This is a genomic window from Burkholderia sp. Cy-637, assembly GCF_011753175.1.
Lineage (GTDB): Bacteria > Pseudomonadota > Gammaproteobacteria > Burkholderiales > Burkholderiaceae > Burkholderia > Burkholderia gladioli.
In genome coordinates, this window is sequence record NZ_VWWC01000075.1 from 1 (window position 1) to 15,967 (window position 15,967).

The window sequence follows — 15,967 nt, forward strand, 5'->3', positions numbered from 1 at the left end:
AAGCCGGCGGCGAAAGCGGCGCCCAAGCCTGCCGCGAAGCCGGTCAAGGCCGGTGGTGGCGGCGGCGCTGCGACCGCGGCCAAGCCGCGTCCGGCAGGCGGCGGCCGACCGGGCGGTGGCCAGGGCGGCAACGGCGGCGGCAATGCCAATGCGGGGCACGCGAACCGCAACCGCTCCTCGCGCAGCGGCCAGCGCGGCCACTGAACGAAAAACGGGCGGTCCCCGCATGCGTCATGCAGGGACCGCCCGTTCTCGACCGGATTCGCTTCACCGGCGCGGCGGCGCGCGTCGCCGCGCCCTCACCCGCCATCGCGCGTTCGCGCGGTGCGTCTCAGCCCACGCTCCCCAATCAGTTCAGCCCGACAAGGCGGCCGCGATCAGGCGGATCTGCTCGATCTGGCGCGTCCAGCGCGCGAGCACGGCCTCGCGCTGGTCGTCCAGCTCGAACTCGATGCCCGAGGTGAGCCGCGCATAACCGACGCGCTGCGCGTCGCCGCCGGCCAGGCGCGCGCGGAAGCAGGCCAGCCCGGCCGCCGCGGTGCCGTCGTCGGCCGGGCGATCGCCCGTCACGCCGGCCGGCTCGACACGCAGCCGCGCTTGGTGGAAGGCGCCGTCGGCCACGAAGCTCAGCACCGCGGCGCGCTCCCTGGCCAGCAACTGCGCGCCGCGCGAACGCGGCCACAACGCGAGGAACAGCATCTCGCCATCGGGCGCGTACAGCTCGCCGACGCTGAGCAGGGTGGTACGCGCGTCGACGGGCTCCGCCTCGCGATCGACCACGATCAGCGAGGCCGTGAAGCGCAGCTTGTCGCCGAGCGCCTCGCCGTCGAACAACGCGCGGCAGGCCGGCGACCAGCTATCGAAATTCCAGCGCTCGAGCGCGGCGCGATCGGTCGCGGTCATCATGGACTCCCCGGGAATGGAAAAGGCGCGCGCAGGACGCGCGCGCCGGACAGGCGGATCAACGGAAGAACACGTGCTGGGTCAGCTTGGTCAGCGGATACTGCACGCCGGGCTGGATCCGCGAAGGCAGGTCGAGCGGCTTGAGCAGCATCTTGATGCACATGTCGGCCGACAGGTTGCGGCGCACCAGCGCGTTGACGCGGGCCGCGCGCTCGCGGTTGTAGGCCGAGTCGCGCACCTTGTCGGGATAGCGGATCGCGAACACGTGGCGCAGCGCGATCTCCGAATCCTCGTTGCGGATCTCGAGCACGCGGCGCATCAGCGCGCCGAGCACGGCCCAGCGGCCATTGCCCTCGACCTCGTTGTACTTCTTGAAATACTTGAAGAAGTGCTTGTAGTGGCGCACTTCGTCGGTGCGGATGTTGTTGGTGATTTCCTTGAGCACCGGCTCGTCCGAGCACTCGTTGATCGCGCGATAGAGCGTGGCCGTGCCGGTCTCGACCACGCAGCGCGCCACCATCTCGAGCGCGCGCGTCTTCTCGAAGGCTTCCAGCGAGCAGGTCTTCGAGTATTCGTCGAAGAAGTTGTGGAAGGCGAGATCCCAGTCGAACTCGGGCCACACGTGGCCGATATAGGCCTTCAGCGCGCGGCCGTGCTGCAGTTCCTCGTGTTCCCACTGCTCGTTGAGCCAGGCCGCCACCTCGGGATCGTCGCCGAAGAACTGGCTCAGGTTGCTGGTGTAGAGATCGGAGCCGCTCTCAATGAACGAGGCCGCGCACAGCAGCAGCAGCAGGTCTTCGTTGGCGGCGGCCTTCGCGCGGTCGATCCGCGAGAGGTCGATGTCTTCGATGCGCCAGGGCATCACATGCTTGGTTTCAGCCAGCATCGTCGTGCTCCCAAGCGCTTCGTTCCGGCGGCGCGGCTTGCCCCAGGCTCAGCGGCGGATGCCTGGCGGCCTCGCGGCCCGCTCGGACGAAGCGGATATGAATGAAATTCGATCTGGATCCGCTTATGTTAGCCGGAAGTTCCCGAGCGTGCTTCAGTCACTGACCGCCCCGCACACGCGCAGTTCCTCGAAGTCTATTGCGCAATGTTAGACAGGTAATTCGAAAGTCGGCTGCAATTCAATTCGAATCTGCGAAGGCGCAAGACATCGGCATGGCTTCGCGCGGCTCGATGATCCGGCGGCCGCGCGAAGATGCGCCCACGCCGCCCGCCTGGCACCATGATGCGCGCATCATCGATACCCGCGCCGGCGCCGTGCGCAGAGCCCGGGAAGCCCGCCGCCAGGGGCTGCGTCCTCGCGCGACGGCACCCTCGCCCGGGGTGGACGGGAGGTCCCGCGCGGAGCCGGCGCACCGATCGATGTCGCGAAAACGAAATGTTCGTTCGCGCACATTGCTTACAATGGGAGCCCGTTTCCCCCGCTTTCGAACGAACCATGACGACACGAGACCCCCGCCTCTCGCTCAACGCGCGCCAGCAGGAGCTGCTCGACTGGGTGCAACGGGACGGCTTCGTGACGGTGGAGGACCTGGCCGCCCACTTCGACGTGACGCCGCAGACGATCCGCCGCGACGTCAACTGGCTGGCCGACCTGAACCTGCTGCGCCGATACCACGGCGGCGCGAGCCTGCCGACCAGCTCGGAGAACGTGTCCTACAGCGCCCGCCAGCGCATGTTCCACGACGAGAAACGGCGCATCGCGGCGCTCGCCGCCACGCACATCCCCGACCAGGCCTCGCTGTTCATCAACCTCGGCACCACCACCGAGGAAGTCGCGCGGGCCCTGAATCGCCATCGCGGCCTGCGCGTGATCACCAACAACCTCAACGTGGCCAGCATGATGAGCGGCTACCCCGAGTGCGAGGTGCTGATCACGGGCGGCATCGTGCGGCCCTGGGACAAGGGCATCGTCGGCGAGCTGGCGATCGACTTCATCCGCCAGTTCAAGGTCGACTACGCGATCATCGGCACCTCGGCGATCGAGACCGACGGCACCCTGCGCGACTTCGACACGCGCGAGGTGCGCGTGGCCGAGGCGATCATCCAGCACGCGCGCACCGTCTACCTGGTCACCGACCATTCCAAGTTCGGCCGCCCGGCCCTGGTGCGGCAGGGGCACCTGTCGCAGGTCCACGCGCTGTTCACCGACAAGGCGCCGCCCGAGGAAATGGGCGAGACCATCGCCGCCGCCGGCACCCAGGTCTACCTGGCCGACTGAGCGACATTGCGCGACCGGCCGGTCGGCCGATCCGACCGCCCGCGACTGCCTCGCAGCCCCGCCCCTTGCTGCGTCGCAGCGCGAACTTCAAGTGAAATCAAGAAGTTGCCGCGTCGCCTCGGCCGCTTGAATTGTGACGAATTGTCAATGGGAAAATTTTCGGGGTCGTATTTGGCGTTCCTTGCCCCGTTGACTACACTCCGAATCCCCGGCGCCCGTGTGCCGCGTGCGCCATGGTAAGCATGTCCCCCCACGCCTCCCTTGCTGGGTAACGCGTCCCGGACGTCGTCCGGCCGTGAGGCGTCTGGTTTGTCTGGAGAGAACGATGCTGAGTCCGCATGAATTCGCCACCCTGCTGCTCGTCAAGGACGCGCCGGATCAGGCCGAGATGGAACGCGACGAACTGGATGCGCTGCTCGAGCAGCAACTGGTACGCCTGGAAGCCCTCGGTTCGGGCCGTCGCTACTGCGTCACCGAAAGCGGCGACGCGGCGCTCCGATCGATCAAGGTACGTTATTCCTGAAGCGAACGACGAGCCCCGCCGGCTCGCGACCGCCGTCCCCGACGGCGGTCGTTTTCGTTTACGGGCACGAATCGAGGGACACGGGCAATGGGCAGGATACGGCGGTCCGGCGGCGCGGCTCCCGGCCTGACTGACGCCCGTCCCTGAGCCCGCCCCTGAATCCCTCGCTCGCCCCCACCCCGCCTCAACCGCCTCGCAAGGTCGGATCGACCTTCGAGCGCCAGCTGATCGCCTGCGCGCGCGCCGTGTTCAGGTAATCGATCCAGCCGGCCCGCGCCGCCGCGTCGGGCTGCGCGCCGAGCCCGGCATGGCGCGCGGCGATCTGTTTCGAAAACGCGCAGAACTGCGCATCGTCGAGCTTGCCGTGCCGCTTCGCGACCCAGGCGTCGTAGAGCGCGGCATAGACCGAGGCGCCGTCGGCACCGTAATCCTGCACCTCGCCGCAGGCGCGCTGCAGCGTGTCGAACGTCGGCTCGCCGCTCCAGCCGCCGGGCAGCGGCACGGTCGAACAGCCCGCCAGCAGCGCCAGCGCGCCCGCCACCATGACCTGACGCATGTTTCCTCCTCGTTGAAGACAATGCGCCAGTATCGTCCGGCTCGGCGACGCGCGCTACCGACCCTCTTAAACGAACTTTACTTTTTCGGTTTTGTTCATTAAATTTCGAATTCGAAAAATTTGAGTTCGACTAGAGACAGAGGGCAGCAGTGAGCGAACAGACTCGGTACGACGTGCTCGTGATCGGCGGCGGCATCAACGGCGCGGGCATCGCGCGCGACGCGGCCGGACGCGGCCTGTCCGTGCTCCTTTGCGAGCAGGACGACCTGGCCTCGCACACCTCCTCGTCCAGCACCAAGCTGATCCACGGCGGGCTGCGCTATCTCGAGTACAAGGAATTCGGGCTGGTCCGCAAGGCCCTGCAGGAGCGCGAAACGCTGCTGCGCGCCGCGCCCCACATCATCTGGCCGCTGCGCTTCGTCATGCCCCACATGCCGAACCTGCGCCCGGCCTGGCTGATCCGCATCGGCCTGTTCCTCTACGACCACCTCGCCAGGCGCGAACTGCTGCCGGGCTCGCGCGGCATCACCATGGCCCGCCACGCGGCCGGCGCGCCGCTGGTCGATTCGATCCGGCGCGGCTTCGTCTACTCGGACGGCTGGGTGGACGACGCGCGCCTGGTGGTGCTCAACGCGCTGGACGCGCGCGAACGCGGCGCCGAGATCCTGACACGCACGCGCCTGGTCGCCGCGCGCCGCGAGAACGGCGAATGGATCGCCACCCTGCAGCGCGCCGACGGCTCGAGCCGCGAGGTGCGCGCCCGCGCGATCGCCAACGCGGCCGGCCCCTGGGTCGGCTCGGTGCTGCACGGCGCGCTGGGCCGCGACGCGCGCCACAGCGTGCGGCTGGTGAAGGGCAGCCATATCGTCACGCGCCGCCTGTTCGATCACGACCACGCCTACATCTTCCAGAATCCCGACAAGCGGATCATCTTCGCGATCCCCTACGAGCAGGATTTCACGCTGATCGGCACCACCGACGTCGAGTATCACGACGATCCCTCGAAGGTGGCGATCGACCGCGACGAGACGCAGTATCTCTGCGACTCGATCAACCGCTACTTCAAGCAGAAGATCTCGCCGGCCGACGTGCGCTGGACCTATTCGGGCGTGCGCCCGCTGCTCGAGGACGAGAACGCCGACAACCCCTCGGCCGTCACGCGCGACTACAAGCTCGAGATGGACGACGGCCAGGGCGCGCCGCTGCTGTCGGTGTTCGGCGGCAAGATCACCACCTTCCGCAAGCTGGCCGAGGACGCGGCCGGCATGCTGGTCGAGGCGCTCGGCTCGGGCCGCGCGGCCTGGACCGCCGGCCAGCCGCTGCCGGGCGGCGATATCGCCAACGCGCGCTTCGCGCCCTTCGCCGAAGCCTTCGCGAAACGCCATGCCTGGCTGCCGGCCGCGCTGGCGCGCCGCTACGCGCGCGCCTACGGCACCCGCGCCGAACGCATCGTGGCCGGCGCCAGCTCGCTGGCCGGGCTGGGCGCGGAAATCGCACCGGGCATTCACGAAGCCGAACTGCGCCACCTGCGCGACAGCGAGTGGGCGACCCGCGCCGACGACGTGCTGTGGCGCCGCTCGAAGCTGGGCCTGCATGTCGCGCCGGGCACGCTGGAGACAGTCACCGCCGCGATCGACGCCTGGTTCGCGCAAGGCGGCGAGGCAGCCCCGGCGGCCGAGCCCGCCGCGCGACGCGTCGCGCACTGACGGCCCGAACGGTAACCAGACGAAGACGTTGCACCGAAGGTAGAAACGCGCGGCAGGCCGCAAGCCGCGCGGGATCGAGAGCAGCACGCGCCGCCGCGAAGGCCGCGCGAATCACAATTACGTACCGAATGGAGATGAGACAGATGCAGGATCAATACATCCTCGCACTCGACCAGGGCACGACGAGCTCGCGCGCGATGCTGTTCGATCGCCAGGGCAACATCGTATCGATCGCCCAGAAGGAGTTCGAGCAGATCTATCCTCGCCCGGGCTGGGTGGAGCACGATCCCCAGGAAATCTGGTCGACCCAGGCCGGCGTCGCCGCCGAGGCGGTCACGCGCGTGGGCCTGAACGGCACCGCGATCGCCGCGATCGGCATCACCAACCAGCGCGAGACCACCATCGTCTGGGATCGCGAGACCGGCCAGCCGATCTACAACGCGATCGTGTGGCAGGACCGCCGCACCGCCGACTTCTGCGACTCGCTCAAGGCCGACGGCCTGGAAGCGATGGTGCGCGCCAAGACCGGCCTGCCGATCGACTCCTACTTCTCCGGTACCAAGATCCGCTGGATCCTCGACAACGTCGAGGGCGCGCGCGAGAAGGCGCGCCAGGGCCGGCTCGCGTTCGGCACGGTCGACAGCTGGCTGGTCTGGAACTTCACCAAGCACGAGCTGCACGTCACCGACGTGACCAACGCCTCGCGCACCATGCTGTTCAACATCCACACGCGCCAGTGGGACGACGAGCTGCTGGCCGCGCTCGACATCCCGCGCAGCATGCTGCCCGAGGTGCGCGCCTCCTCCGAGATCTACGGCCACACCAAGACCACCGTGTTCGCCTCCAAGCTGCCGCTGGCCGGCATCGCGGGCGACCAGCAGGCGGCCCTGTTCGGCCAGATGTGCACCAGCTCGGGGATGGTGAAGAACACCTACGGCACCGGCTGCTTCCTGATGATGAACACCGGCGACAAGCCGATCGAGTCGAAGAACAACCTGGTGACCACCATCGCCTGGCAGGTCGGCGACCAGGTGAACTACGCGCTGGAAGGCAGCATCTTCATCGCCGGCGCGGTGGTGCAATGGCTGCGCGACGGTCTGGGCATCATCAAGTCGGCCAGCGAGATCGAGAAGCTGGCGGCCAGCGTGCCGCATACCGACGGCGTCTACCTGGTGCCGGCCTTCGCCGGCCTGGGCGCGCCGCACTGGAACGCGCGCGCGCGCGGCTCGCTGTTCGGCGTCACGCGCGGCACCAGCGACGCGCACCTGGCGCGCGCGGCGCTCGACTCGATCGCCTACCAGTCGCTCGACGTGCTGGCGGCGATGGAAGCCGATTCGGGCATCAGCATCGGCGAGCTGCGGGTGGACGGCGGCGCCAGCGCCAACAACCTGCTGATGCAGTTCCAGGCGGACCTGCTCGGCGTGGACGCGGTGCGTCCGCAGATCACCGAGACCACCGCGCTCGGCGCGGCCTACCTGGCGGGCCTGGCGATCGGCTACTGGCAGAACCTCGACGAGGTGCGCAGCCAATGGCAGCTCGACACGCGCTTCTCGCCGTCGATGCCGGCCGAGCAGGTCAGCACGGCGCTGGCCGGCTGGCAGCGCGCGGTACGCGCCGCCAAGGCCTGGGCCGACGACACGCGCTAAACGACGCGCCGCGGCGCCGCGTGACGAGGCAGCCGCCTCGCGCGCGGCGGCCGGCAACAACAAGACCTTATTCATAACGAGCAGGCGGACCGTGCATCGCGCGAGTCCGCCGCACTGGTAGAGAGACACCCAAAATGTCACCTTATATTGCGGAGTTCATCGGCACGGCCATCCTCGTGCTGCTCGGCAACGGCGCGGTCGCCAACGTGCTCCTCGCGAAAACCAAGGGCCGCGGCGCGGACCTGATCGTGATCGTGATGGGCTGGGCGATGGCCGTGTTCGTGGCCGTCTACGTCACCGCGAAGTTCAGCGGCGCGCACCTCAACCCGATCGTCACCATCAGCCTCGCGCTGGCGGGCAAGTTCGCCTGGGCCAAGGTGGGCGGCTACATCGCCGCGCAGATGCTGGGCGGCATGGCCGGCGCGCTGCTGGTCTGGCTCGCCTATCGACAGCATTTCGCCAAGGAAGTCGACCCCGATCTCAAGCTCGCCGTGTTCTGCACCGCGCCCGCGATCCGCAGCGTCACGCACAACGTGCTGACCGAGGCGATCTGCACCTTCGTGCTGATCCTCGGCGTGCTCTACCTGGCCGCGCCGCAGGTCGGGCTCGGCGCGCTCGACGCGCTGCCGGTGGGGCTGCTGGTGCTCGGCATCGGCATCTCGCTGGGCGGGCCGACCGGTTACGCGATGAGCCCGGCGCGCGATCTGTCGCCGCGCATCATGCACGCGCTGCTGCCGATCCCGGGCAAGCGCGACAGCGACTGGCGCTATGCCTGGATCCCCGTGCTGGGGCCGCTGGCGGGGGGCGCCGCGGCGGCCTGGCTGTACCTGTTCCTGCACCAGGCGCATTGAGGCCGGGGCATGACGCAGCGCGCGGCTCGCGCGCTGCGTCATCGCCTCGGGCGGATCGTGCAGGCGCCTGCATCCCGCCCGTTCGCGCATCGATCGCGAGCCGGCTTCCACGCCTCGCGATGCGAGCCGCTGACTCGTCCGGCGCAACAATCGCATAACAAAAAGTCGACGGCGTGATGAATCGCGCCTGACGTCCTGCCGGCGATTCGAAAGCACGTATGATGGCGAGTCGTCACCCTAGCGTAGGCTTCGTGCCGATTTCCATGCTCGACCACCTGATCTGCGACTGCGACGGCGTGCTCGTCGACAGCGAAGTGATTGCCGACCGCGTGCTGCTGCAGGTGCTCGGCGCCGCGTTCCCGTCGATCGACTTCGCCGCCGACGCGGCGGCCGCCTTCGGCCAGCGCACCTCCCTGTTCCTCGCCTCGCTCGAGGCCCGGCACGGCATCACCCTGCCCGAGAATTTCGTCGCCACCGTCGATCACGCCGTCGAGGCCGAGCTGGCGCGCGCGCTCGCGCCGATCACCGGCGTGCGCGAGGCGCTGCTGCAGGTGCCGCTGCCGGCGGCGGTGGTCTCGAACGCGCGCGGCGAACGCGTGCGCAATTCGCTCAAGCGCGCCGCGCTGAGCGAAGTGTTCGGCGAGCGCGTGTATTGCGCCGAGCAGGTCGCGCGGCCCAAGCCCTATCCCGATGTCTACCTGCACGCGGCGCGCGCGCTCGGCGTCGAGCCCTCGCGCTGCCTGGTGGTGGAGGACAGCGTCTCGGGGCTGACCGCCGCGCGCGCGGCCGGCATGAAGACGATCGCCTTCGTCGGCGCGAGCCACATCCCCGACGGTTACGAAGGCGTGCTGCGCAAGATGGGCGTCACGCGCATCCTGCGCTCGATGCGGGAGCTGCCGGCGCTGGTCGCGGCCGGCATGCGCGGCGAATTCGGCGACGTGCAGTCCTAGGCGCGATACCTTGATCGGCCGGAATGCAAAGCGGCGCGATACGACAGGCATCACCTGTCGCATCGCGCCGTTTTCGTTGGCAGGCCCAGGGAGCCGGCGAGCGCCGATGGTTGCGCGTGCAACCGCTCGTCGCGCTCGGCGGCCGAAGCCGCTCACTGCGTCGGCAGATCCCAGCGCGGCGGCACCTCGGCGTTGACGGTCACGCGGAACGCGCGCGCTTCCGAATCGCCGGGATTGCGCAGCGTGTAGGGCTGGTCGGCATCGAACACGATCGCGTCGCCGGTCGCCAGCAACTGGCGGCGGTCGTGCACCGACAGCTCGAGCGTGCCCTCGCTGACCACCAGGTTGATGGTGGTGCCCGGCGCGCGGCGCACGCCGGTTTCGGTATGCAGCGGCGCGATGCGCAACTCGTGGAATTCGGCCGTGGCGGGCTCGCCTTCCGGATACAGCGCGCGCGACGAGAAGCGGCCGTTGGAGGCCACCACGCGCACCGCGCGCTCGGCCGGCAGGTGCTCGAAGCCGAGCACCGCGTGGCGCCGCAGGAAGGCGGCCACCGAGACCTTCAGCGCCGCCGCGACCTTGCAGAGCACCTTGATCGACGGCACGCTGCGCGCCGATTCGATCTGCGCGAGCATCGCGCGCGATACGCCGGACAGGCGCGCCAGCGCGTCCAGCGAGAGCTGCCGCTCGGCGCGCAGCCGGGCCAGGTTGACGCCGACCAGACGCTCCAGCGCGTCGAAGGATTCGTGCGGCGCCGCGGCTAGTGCCGCGACGGCGGCGGCGGCGGAATCCGCGGCTTCGCGGTCGCGCACCAGCGCGAGGGATGTGTGCATGGGTAGCCTCCAGCGCGCCGGATGCGCGCAGCGAACTCGATTGCAGGCAAGACTAGCATCGGGGTCCGGGGCGGCAAACGAAGTTATCTTCACACTGTTATCAGCATCGCAGAGGAATCTTCAGCGATCTTCATGGCAGCGCCGCGCCGCGAACCGCCGCGCCGTCAAAGGGTCGAATCCGATGATTTCCCGTGGAGTTCCCATGTCGCGACGGCGCAACCGGCGGGCGCCAGCCGGCTCGCCGCCGGCGGCGATCCGGAATTCGCAAAGCTATAATGGAAAGCTTTCCCCGACGGTCCCCATCCCGCCCCGCTGCCGCATGCCGGCCAGGCGCCGGCGACGCAAGGCGCGACGCGCCCCGGGCCGACCGTCCCGATTCACCCGCAATGACGCCCCCAGGTCAACCACTGCGAACGGCGAACCCAGATGACGAAAAAAATCTACATCAAGACCTTCGGCTGCCAGATGAACGAGTACGACTCGGACAAGATGGTGGACGTGCTCAATGCCTCCGAAGGCCTCGTGAAGACGGACCGGCCCGAGGACGCGGACGTGATCCTGTTCAATACCTGCTCGGTGCGCGAGAAGGCGCAGGAGAAGGTGTTCTCCGATCTCGGCCGGGTACGCGAACTGAAGGAAGCGAATCCGAACCTGATCGTCGGCGTGGGCGGTTGCGTGGCGAGCCAGGAAGGCGCGGCGATCGTCGCGCGGGCGCCCTACGTGGACGTGGTGTTCGGCCCGCAGACGCTGCACCGCCTGCCGCAGATGATCGACGCGCGCCGCGCCAGCGGCCGCTCGCAGGTCGACATCAGCTTCCCCGAGATCGAGAAGTTCGACCACCTGCCGCCGGCGCGCGTCGAGGGCCCGAGCGCCTTCGTGTCGATCATGGAAGGCTGCAGCAAGTACTGCAGCTACTGCGTGGTGCCCTACACGCGCGGCGACGAGGTCTCGCGCCCGCTCGACGACGTGCTCACCGAGATCGCGGGCCTCGCCGACCAGGGCGTGCGCGAGGTGACCCTGCTGGGCCAGAACGTCAACGCCTATCGCGGCGCGCTGACCCAGGGCTCGGAGGAAATCGCCGATTTCGCCACCCTGATCGAATACGTGGCCGAGCTGCCCGGCATCGAGCGGATCCGCTACACCACCTCGCATCCGAAGGAATTCACCCAGCGCCTGCTCGACGTCTACGCGCGCGTGCCCAAGCTGGTGAACCACCTGCACCTGCCGGTCCAGCACGGCTCGGACCGCATCCTGATGGCCATGAAGCGCGGCTACACGGTGCTCGAGTACAAGTCGCTGATCCGCAAGCTGCGCGCGATCCGTCCCGATCTGTCGCTGTCGACCGACATCATCATCGGCTTCCCCGGCGAGACCGAGGCCGATTTCGACAAGACCATGCAACTGGTGCACGAGATGAGCTACGACACCAGCTTCTCGTTCATCTACAGCCCGCGCCCCGGCACGCCGGCGGCCAACCTGCACGACGACACGCCGCGCGAGGTCAAGCTCAAACGCCTGCAACATCTGCAGGCCACCATCGAGGAGAACGTCGCGCGCATCAGCGCATCGATGGTCGGCCGGATCGAGCGGATCCTGGTGGAAGGCCCGTCGCGCAAGGATCCGAACGAGCTGGCGGGACGCACCGAGAACAACCGCGTGGTCAACTTCCCCGCGCCGCTCGCCTCGCATGCGCGCCTGATCGGCCAGATGATCGACGTGCGGATCAACCATGCCTACCCGCATTCGCTGCGCGGCGAGCTGGTGCTCGCGCACGACGACGCCAGCACCGCCACCCACTGACACCGAGCGCCCAGCGCAGGAAGCCCACGCCACCTTGAAAGCCACCCAAGCCCTGGAATTCACCGCGCCGCGCGACGACAACGCGCGCCTCGCCAACCTCTGCGGACCGCTGGACGAGAACCTGCGGCAGATCGAGCAGGCGCTCGACGTGACGCTGCAGCGCCGCGGCCACCGGATCGCGATCCGCGGCCGCGGCGCCAAGCTCGCGCTGGCCGCGCTGGAGAACTTCTACAACCGCGCGCGCGATCCGCTCTCGCTCGACGACATCCAGCTCGCCCTGGTCGAGACGCGCCAGCTCGGCAACGGCGCGCGGGGCGCATCGGCCGAGCCGACGCTCGACGTGCGCTTTCGCGGCGACCCCGACCATCCCTTCGACCAGCCCGGCGCGGCCGAGGGCGAGGCCGGCGCGGCACTCGACGAGGAGCCGGCGCCCAAGCTCTACACGCGCCGCTCGGACCTGCGCGGGCGCACCCCGGCGCAGCGCGAGTACCTCAAGCAGATCCTCTCGCACGACGTGACCTTCGGCATCGGGCCGGCCGGCACCGGCAAGACCTACCTGGCGGTGGCCTGCGCGGTGGACGCGCTGGAGCGCGACCAGGTCAAGCGCATCGTGCTGACGCGCCCGGCCGTGGAAGCCGGCGAGCGGCTCGGCTTCCTGCCGGGCGACCTGTCGCAGAAGGTGGACCCCTACCTGCGCCCGCTCTACGACGCGCTCTACGACCTGCTCGGCTTCGACAAGACCGCCAAGATGTTCGAGCGCCAGATGATCGAGATCGCGCCGCTCGCCTACATGCGCGGCCGCACCCTGAACCACGCCTTCATCATCCTCGACGAGGCGCAGAACACCACGCCCGAGCAGATGAAGATGTTCCTGACCCGGATCGGCTTCGGCTCGAAGGCCGTGGTCACCGGCGACACCACCCAGGTCGACCTGCCGCGCGGCCACAAGAGCGGGCTGATCGAGGCACAGCAGGTGCTCGGCCAGGTGCGCGGCATCGCGCTCACGCGCTTCACCAGCGCCGACGTGGTGCGGCATCCGCTGGTCGCGCGGATCGTCGAGGCCTACGACGACTTCCACGCCCAGCACAAGGACGACTGAGCGAGCGGCGCGGCCGGACAAGGCCGCGCCGGGCCCGCATCTGGAGACGGCCTGCCGCGCGGCAGGCCGTCGCATTTCGTCGCGCCGACGCCCCTCGGCGAGCCCCGTCCGATCGGCGCCGAGGCCCGCCGGGCCGGGCCGCCGAGGCGGCGCGCGAGGGCCGCGCCAGTCGCCGCGCAAGGCGTTTCCGGCGAACGAAACGGCTGGCCGTTTGGTGTATGCTCAGGCGATTCCGTTCCACGCCGCCAACATGAAATCCTCCCGCTCCCACAAGTCCCGCAAGCCTGACCAGGCCGCCGCCCCGAGCGCGCCGCGCGTATCGCTGTTCGACGCCCGCGGCAAGGTCAAGTCGGTCGAGACGCAAGGCCTGCGCATCGATTTTCCCGATGGCCGCGCGCTGATGTTCGACCTGTCGGGCGCCTCGGGCGAAGCCTCGATCGCGATCGTCGCGCAGCATGCCGATGCCGGCCAGCGCGTCACCCTGACCCTGCGCCCGGAGCACTACGACAGCCTGACGCTGTCGGTCGGCGCCGAGCCCTCGCCCGAGGTCGGCACCGCGCTGGCCGCCGAGCCTGCCGCCGGCTCCGACACCGAGCCCGCCGGCGAGCCCGAGCTCGAGCTGGTGGTGCAATACGGCGACGAGATCGCCGCCTCGCAGCGCAAGAAGCTGCCCAAGCCCAAGCTGATCGCCGAATGGCTGTCCACCGCGCTGTTCTCCGATGCGCAACTGACGGTGCGCTTCGTCGGCGAGAAGGAAGGCCGCGAGCTGAACGGCGGCTATCGCAAGAAGGACTACCCCACCAACGTGCTGACCTTCGCCTACGACCAGGCGCCCGACGGCACCACCATCGGCGATCTCGTGCTGTGCTGCCCGGTGGTCGAGAAGGAGGCCGGCGAGCAGGACAAGCCGCTGGTGGCCCACTACGCGCACCTGCTGGTGCACGGCGCGCTGCACGCGCAGGGGTATGATCACGAGCGCGGCGAGGAAGACGCCGCCGAGATGGAAGCGCTCGAGATCGACATCCTCGCCAAGCTCGGTTTCCCGAACCCCTATCTGTAAGGCCCGGGTCCGTCGCGTCATCCGTTCCTTCCCCGATCAACCCGAGCCGCCTGCGGCCGCCAGGATTCCGTGAGCACCCCGATTCCCGCCTCCAACGCCTACCCGCCCCCGATCGGCAGCGGCCGGCTGCTCAGCGAGGACGAACTCGCCAGTTCGCTGGACGCGAGCCTCGCCGACTGGGATCGCCGCGCCGATCTCTGGCTGTTCGGTTATGGCTCGCTGATCTGGAACCCGGGGCTGCCGACCGTCGAGAAGGTGCATGGCCGCGTGCACGGCTACCATCGCGGGCTCTACCTGTGGTCGCGCGTGAACCGCGGCACGCCGGAACGGCCGGGCCTGGTGCTGGCGCTCGATCGCGGCGGCTCCTGCAGCGGCGTGGCGTTCCGGATCGCCGGCTCCAGCGCGATGCCGCATCTCGAAACGCTCTGGAAGCGCGAGATGCCGATGGGCTCGTACCGGCCCGCCTGGCTGCCCTGCACGCTGAGCACCGGCCAGCGCGTGCGGGCGCTGGCCTTCGTGATGCGCCGCGAGGCGCCCACCTATACCGGCAAGCTGTCCGACGAGGTGTTCCGCGCCGTGTTCGGCTCCGCCGAGGGCCGCTACGGCACCACCCTCGACTACGTGACGCGCACCGTCGCCGCGCTGCGCGAGAGCGGGATCCCCGATCGCGCGCTGGAAGCGCTGCTGGCGCGCTGCGCCTGAACCCGACCGGCCGCGCCGCCGCGCCGTTCATTTCGTTCGCGGCGCCCGCGAAGCGCGATTTTTGGCCCGCCTTGGGCCCGCGCCGATTCCGGGTTAGGATGGGCCCAGCGCCGCCGGGCCGGCCGCCGCGTCCGCCATCCGGCCGACACGGCAGCGCCACGCCCTTGGTGTATCCTTCCCAACTCCGTGACAACGCGCCCACGCACCTGCCGGGCGCACCACCATGAACGATTCGTATCCCAGTCGAAAGTCCACCGACAAACCTCCCGAAAAGCGCTCGCTGCTCGAACGCCTGACCGACTTCATCTCGCCCGAGCCCGAATCGCGCGGCGAGCTGCTCGAAATCCTGCAAGACGCGCACGAGCGCAACCTGATCGACGCCGATTCGCTCTCGATGATCGAGGGCGTGTTCCAGGTTTCCGACCTCTGCGCGCGCGACATCATGGTGCCCCGCGCCCAGATGGACGCGATCAACATCGCCGACAAGCCCGAGGATTTCATCCCCTTCGTGCTCGAGAAGGCCCACTCGCGCTACCCCGTCTACGAAGAGAACCGCGACAACGTGATCGGCGTGCTGCTCGCGAAGGACCTGCTGCGCTTCTACGCCGAAGAGGAATTCGATGTGCGCGGCATGCTGCGCCCGGCCGTGTTCATCCCGGAGTCGAAGCGCCTGAACGTGCTGCTGCACGACTTCCGCGTGAACCGCAACCACCTCGCGATCGTGGTGGACGAATACGGCGGCGTGGCCGGCCTGATCACCATCGAGGACGTGCTGGAGCAGATCGTCGGCGACATCGAGGACGAATACGACTTCGACGAGGAAGCCGGCAATATCATCTCGGCGCCGGACGGCCGCTACCGCGTGCGCGCGCTCACCGAGATCGCCCAGTTCAACGAGACGTTCGGCACCGATTTCCCCGACGACGAGGTCGATACCATCGGCGGGCTGATCACCCACCATTTCGGCCGGGTCCCGCATCGCGGCGAGAAGCTGCGGCTGGGCAAGCTGATCTTCGAGATCCAGCGCGGCGACGCGCGTCAGATCCACGTGCTGCTGGTGCGCCGCGACCCGCTCGCCGGCCGCCGCGGCGAATCGGCCGGCGACGACTGATCG

The 15,967-nt window shown here is 69.0% G+C and carries 15 protein-coding genes and 1 pseudogene; 12 read left to right on the top strand and 4 right to left on the bottom strand.

The window, feature by feature from the left end:
- Positions 1 to 204 (top strand): annotated as a pseudogene (locus F3J10_RS36000) (RNA helicase); the annotation flags it as partial.
- 150 nt (positions 205 to 354) lie between these two features.
- On the opposite strand, the gene F3J10_RS19680 reads toward F3J10_RS36000, so the two are convergent.
- Both F3J10_RS19680 and F3J10_RS19685 read right to left on the bottom strand, forming a co-directional pair.
- Positions 355 to 903, bottom strand: coding sequence for a hypothetical protein (locus tag F3J10_RS19680; RefSeq protein WP_167242817.1), 549 nt, complete (start codon positions 901 to 903; stop codon positions 355 to 357).
- A gap of 58 nt (positions 904 to 961) precedes the next feature.
- Positions 962 to 1,789, bottom strand: a complete 828-nt coding sequence (locus F3J10_RS19685; protein ID WP_025096903.1) for a ferritin-like domain-containing protein — start codon at positions 1,787 to 1,789, stop codon at positions 962 to 964.
- Between the two features lie 555 nt (positions 1,790 to 2,344).
- Between F3J10_RS19685 and F3J10_RS19690 the strand changes: the two genes are divergently transcribed.
- Both F3J10_RS19690 and F3J10_RS19695 read left to right on the top strand, forming a co-directional pair.
- A complete protein-coding gene (locus F3J10_RS19690; protein ID WP_013699316.1) occupies positions 2,345 to 3,127 on the top strand; it encodes a DeoR/GlpR family DNA-binding transcription regulator in 783 nt (260 codons plus the stop codon).
- 325 nt (positions 3,128 to 3,452) lie between these two features.
- The gene (locus F3J10_RS19695; protein WP_013699317.1) at positions 3,453 to 3,650 is read left to right on the top strand and encodes a phage tail assembly chaperone; all 198 of its coding nucleotides are present in this window, start codon (positions 3,453 to 3,455) and stop codon (positions 3,648 to 3,650) included.
- 184 nt (positions 3,651 to 3,834) lie between these two features.
- Here F3J10_RS19695 and F3J10_RS19700 read toward each other — a convergent pair whose 3' ends face one another.
- A complete protein-coding gene (locus tag F3J10_RS19700; protein ID WP_013699318.1) occupies positions 3,835 to 4,206 on the bottom strand; it encodes a hypothetical protein in 372 nt (123 codons plus the stop codon).
- A 149-nt stretch (positions 4,207 to 4,355) separates the two neighbouring features.
- Between F3J10_RS19700 and glpD the strand changes: the two genes are divergently transcribed.
- From glpD to F3J10_RS19720, 4 genes are all read left to right on the top strand, one after another.
- Complete coding sequence (glpD, locus tag F3J10_RS19705; protein ID WP_166913846.1) at positions 4,356 to 5,912, top strand: glycerol-3-phosphate dehydrogenase; 1,557 nt, start codon at positions 4,356 to 4,358, stop codon at positions 5,910 to 5,912.
- 143 nt (positions 5,913 to 6,055) lie between these two features.
- Positions 6,056 to 7,558 (top strand): glycerol kinase GlpK, encoded by a 1,503-nt coding sequence (gene glpK / locus F3J10_RS19710; RefSeq protein ID WP_025096900.1) that lies wholly within the window; start codon positions 6,056 to 6,058, stop codon positions 7,556 to 7,558.
- Between the two features lie 134 nt (positions 7,559 to 7,692).
- Positions 7,693 to 8,409: an MIP/aquaporin family protein gene (locus F3J10_RS19715; protein ID WP_013699321.1), complete on the top strand. Its 717-nt coding sequence runs from the start codon at positions 7,693 to 7,695 to the stop codon at positions 8,407 to 8,409.
- A gap of 263 nt (positions 8,410 to 8,672) precedes the next feature.
- Complete coding sequence (locus F3J10_RS19720; RefSeq protein WP_025096899.1) at positions 8,673 to 9,359, top strand: HAD family hydrolase; 687 nt, start codon at positions 8,673 to 8,675, stop codon at positions 9,357 to 9,359.
- A 152-nt stretch (positions 9,360 to 9,511) separates the two neighbouring features.
- On the opposite strand, the gene F3J10_RS19725 is transcribed toward F3J10_RS19720, so the two are convergent.
- Positions 9,512 to 10,192 carry an XRE family transcriptional regulator gene (locus F3J10_RS19725; RefSeq protein ID WP_167234266.1) on the bottom strand — a complete coding sequence of 227 codons (681 nt, stop codon included), beginning with the start codon at positions 10,190 to 10,192 and terminating at the stop codon, positions 9,512 to 9,514.
- Between the two features lie 426 nt (positions 10,193 to 10,618).
- On the opposite strand from F3J10_RS19725, the gene miaB reads away from it, so the two are divergent.
- From miaB to F3J10_RS19750, 5 genes are all read left to right on the top strand, one after another.
- On the top strand, positions 10,619 to 11,992 hold the full coding sequence (gene miaB / locus F3J10_RS19730) for a tRNA (N6-isopentenyl adenosine(37)-C2)-methylthiotransferase MiaB (protein ID WP_166913844.1): 1,374 nt from the start codon (positions 10,619 to 10,621) through the stop codon (positions 11,990 to 11,992).
- 34 nt (positions 11,993 to 12,026) lie between these two features.
- Positions 12,027 to 13,091, top strand: a complete 1,065-nt coding sequence (locus F3J10_RS19735) for a PhoH family protein (protein WP_166913842.1) — start codon at positions 12,027 to 12,029, stop codon at positions 13,089 to 13,091.
- 250 nt (positions 13,092 to 13,341) lie between these two features.
- Entirely contained in the window at positions 13,342 to 14,151 is an 810-nt protein-coding gene (gene ybeY, locus F3J10_RS19740; RefSeq protein WP_025096895.1) for an rRNA maturation RNase YbeY, read from the top strand.
- Between the two features lie 69 nt (positions 14,152 to 14,220).
- Entirely contained in the window at positions 14,221 to 14,853 is a 633-nt protein-coding gene (locus tag F3J10_RS19745) for a gamma-glutamylcyclotransferase (protein WP_013699327.1), read from the top strand.
- Between the two features lie 223 nt (positions 14,854 to 15,076).
- Complete coding sequence (locus F3J10_RS19750; protein ID WP_166913839.1) at positions 15,077 to 15,964, top strand: transporter associated domain-containing protein; 888 nt, start codon at positions 15,077 to 15,079, stop codon at positions 15,962 to 15,964.
- Positions 15,965 to 15,967: the final 3 nt, after the last annotated feature.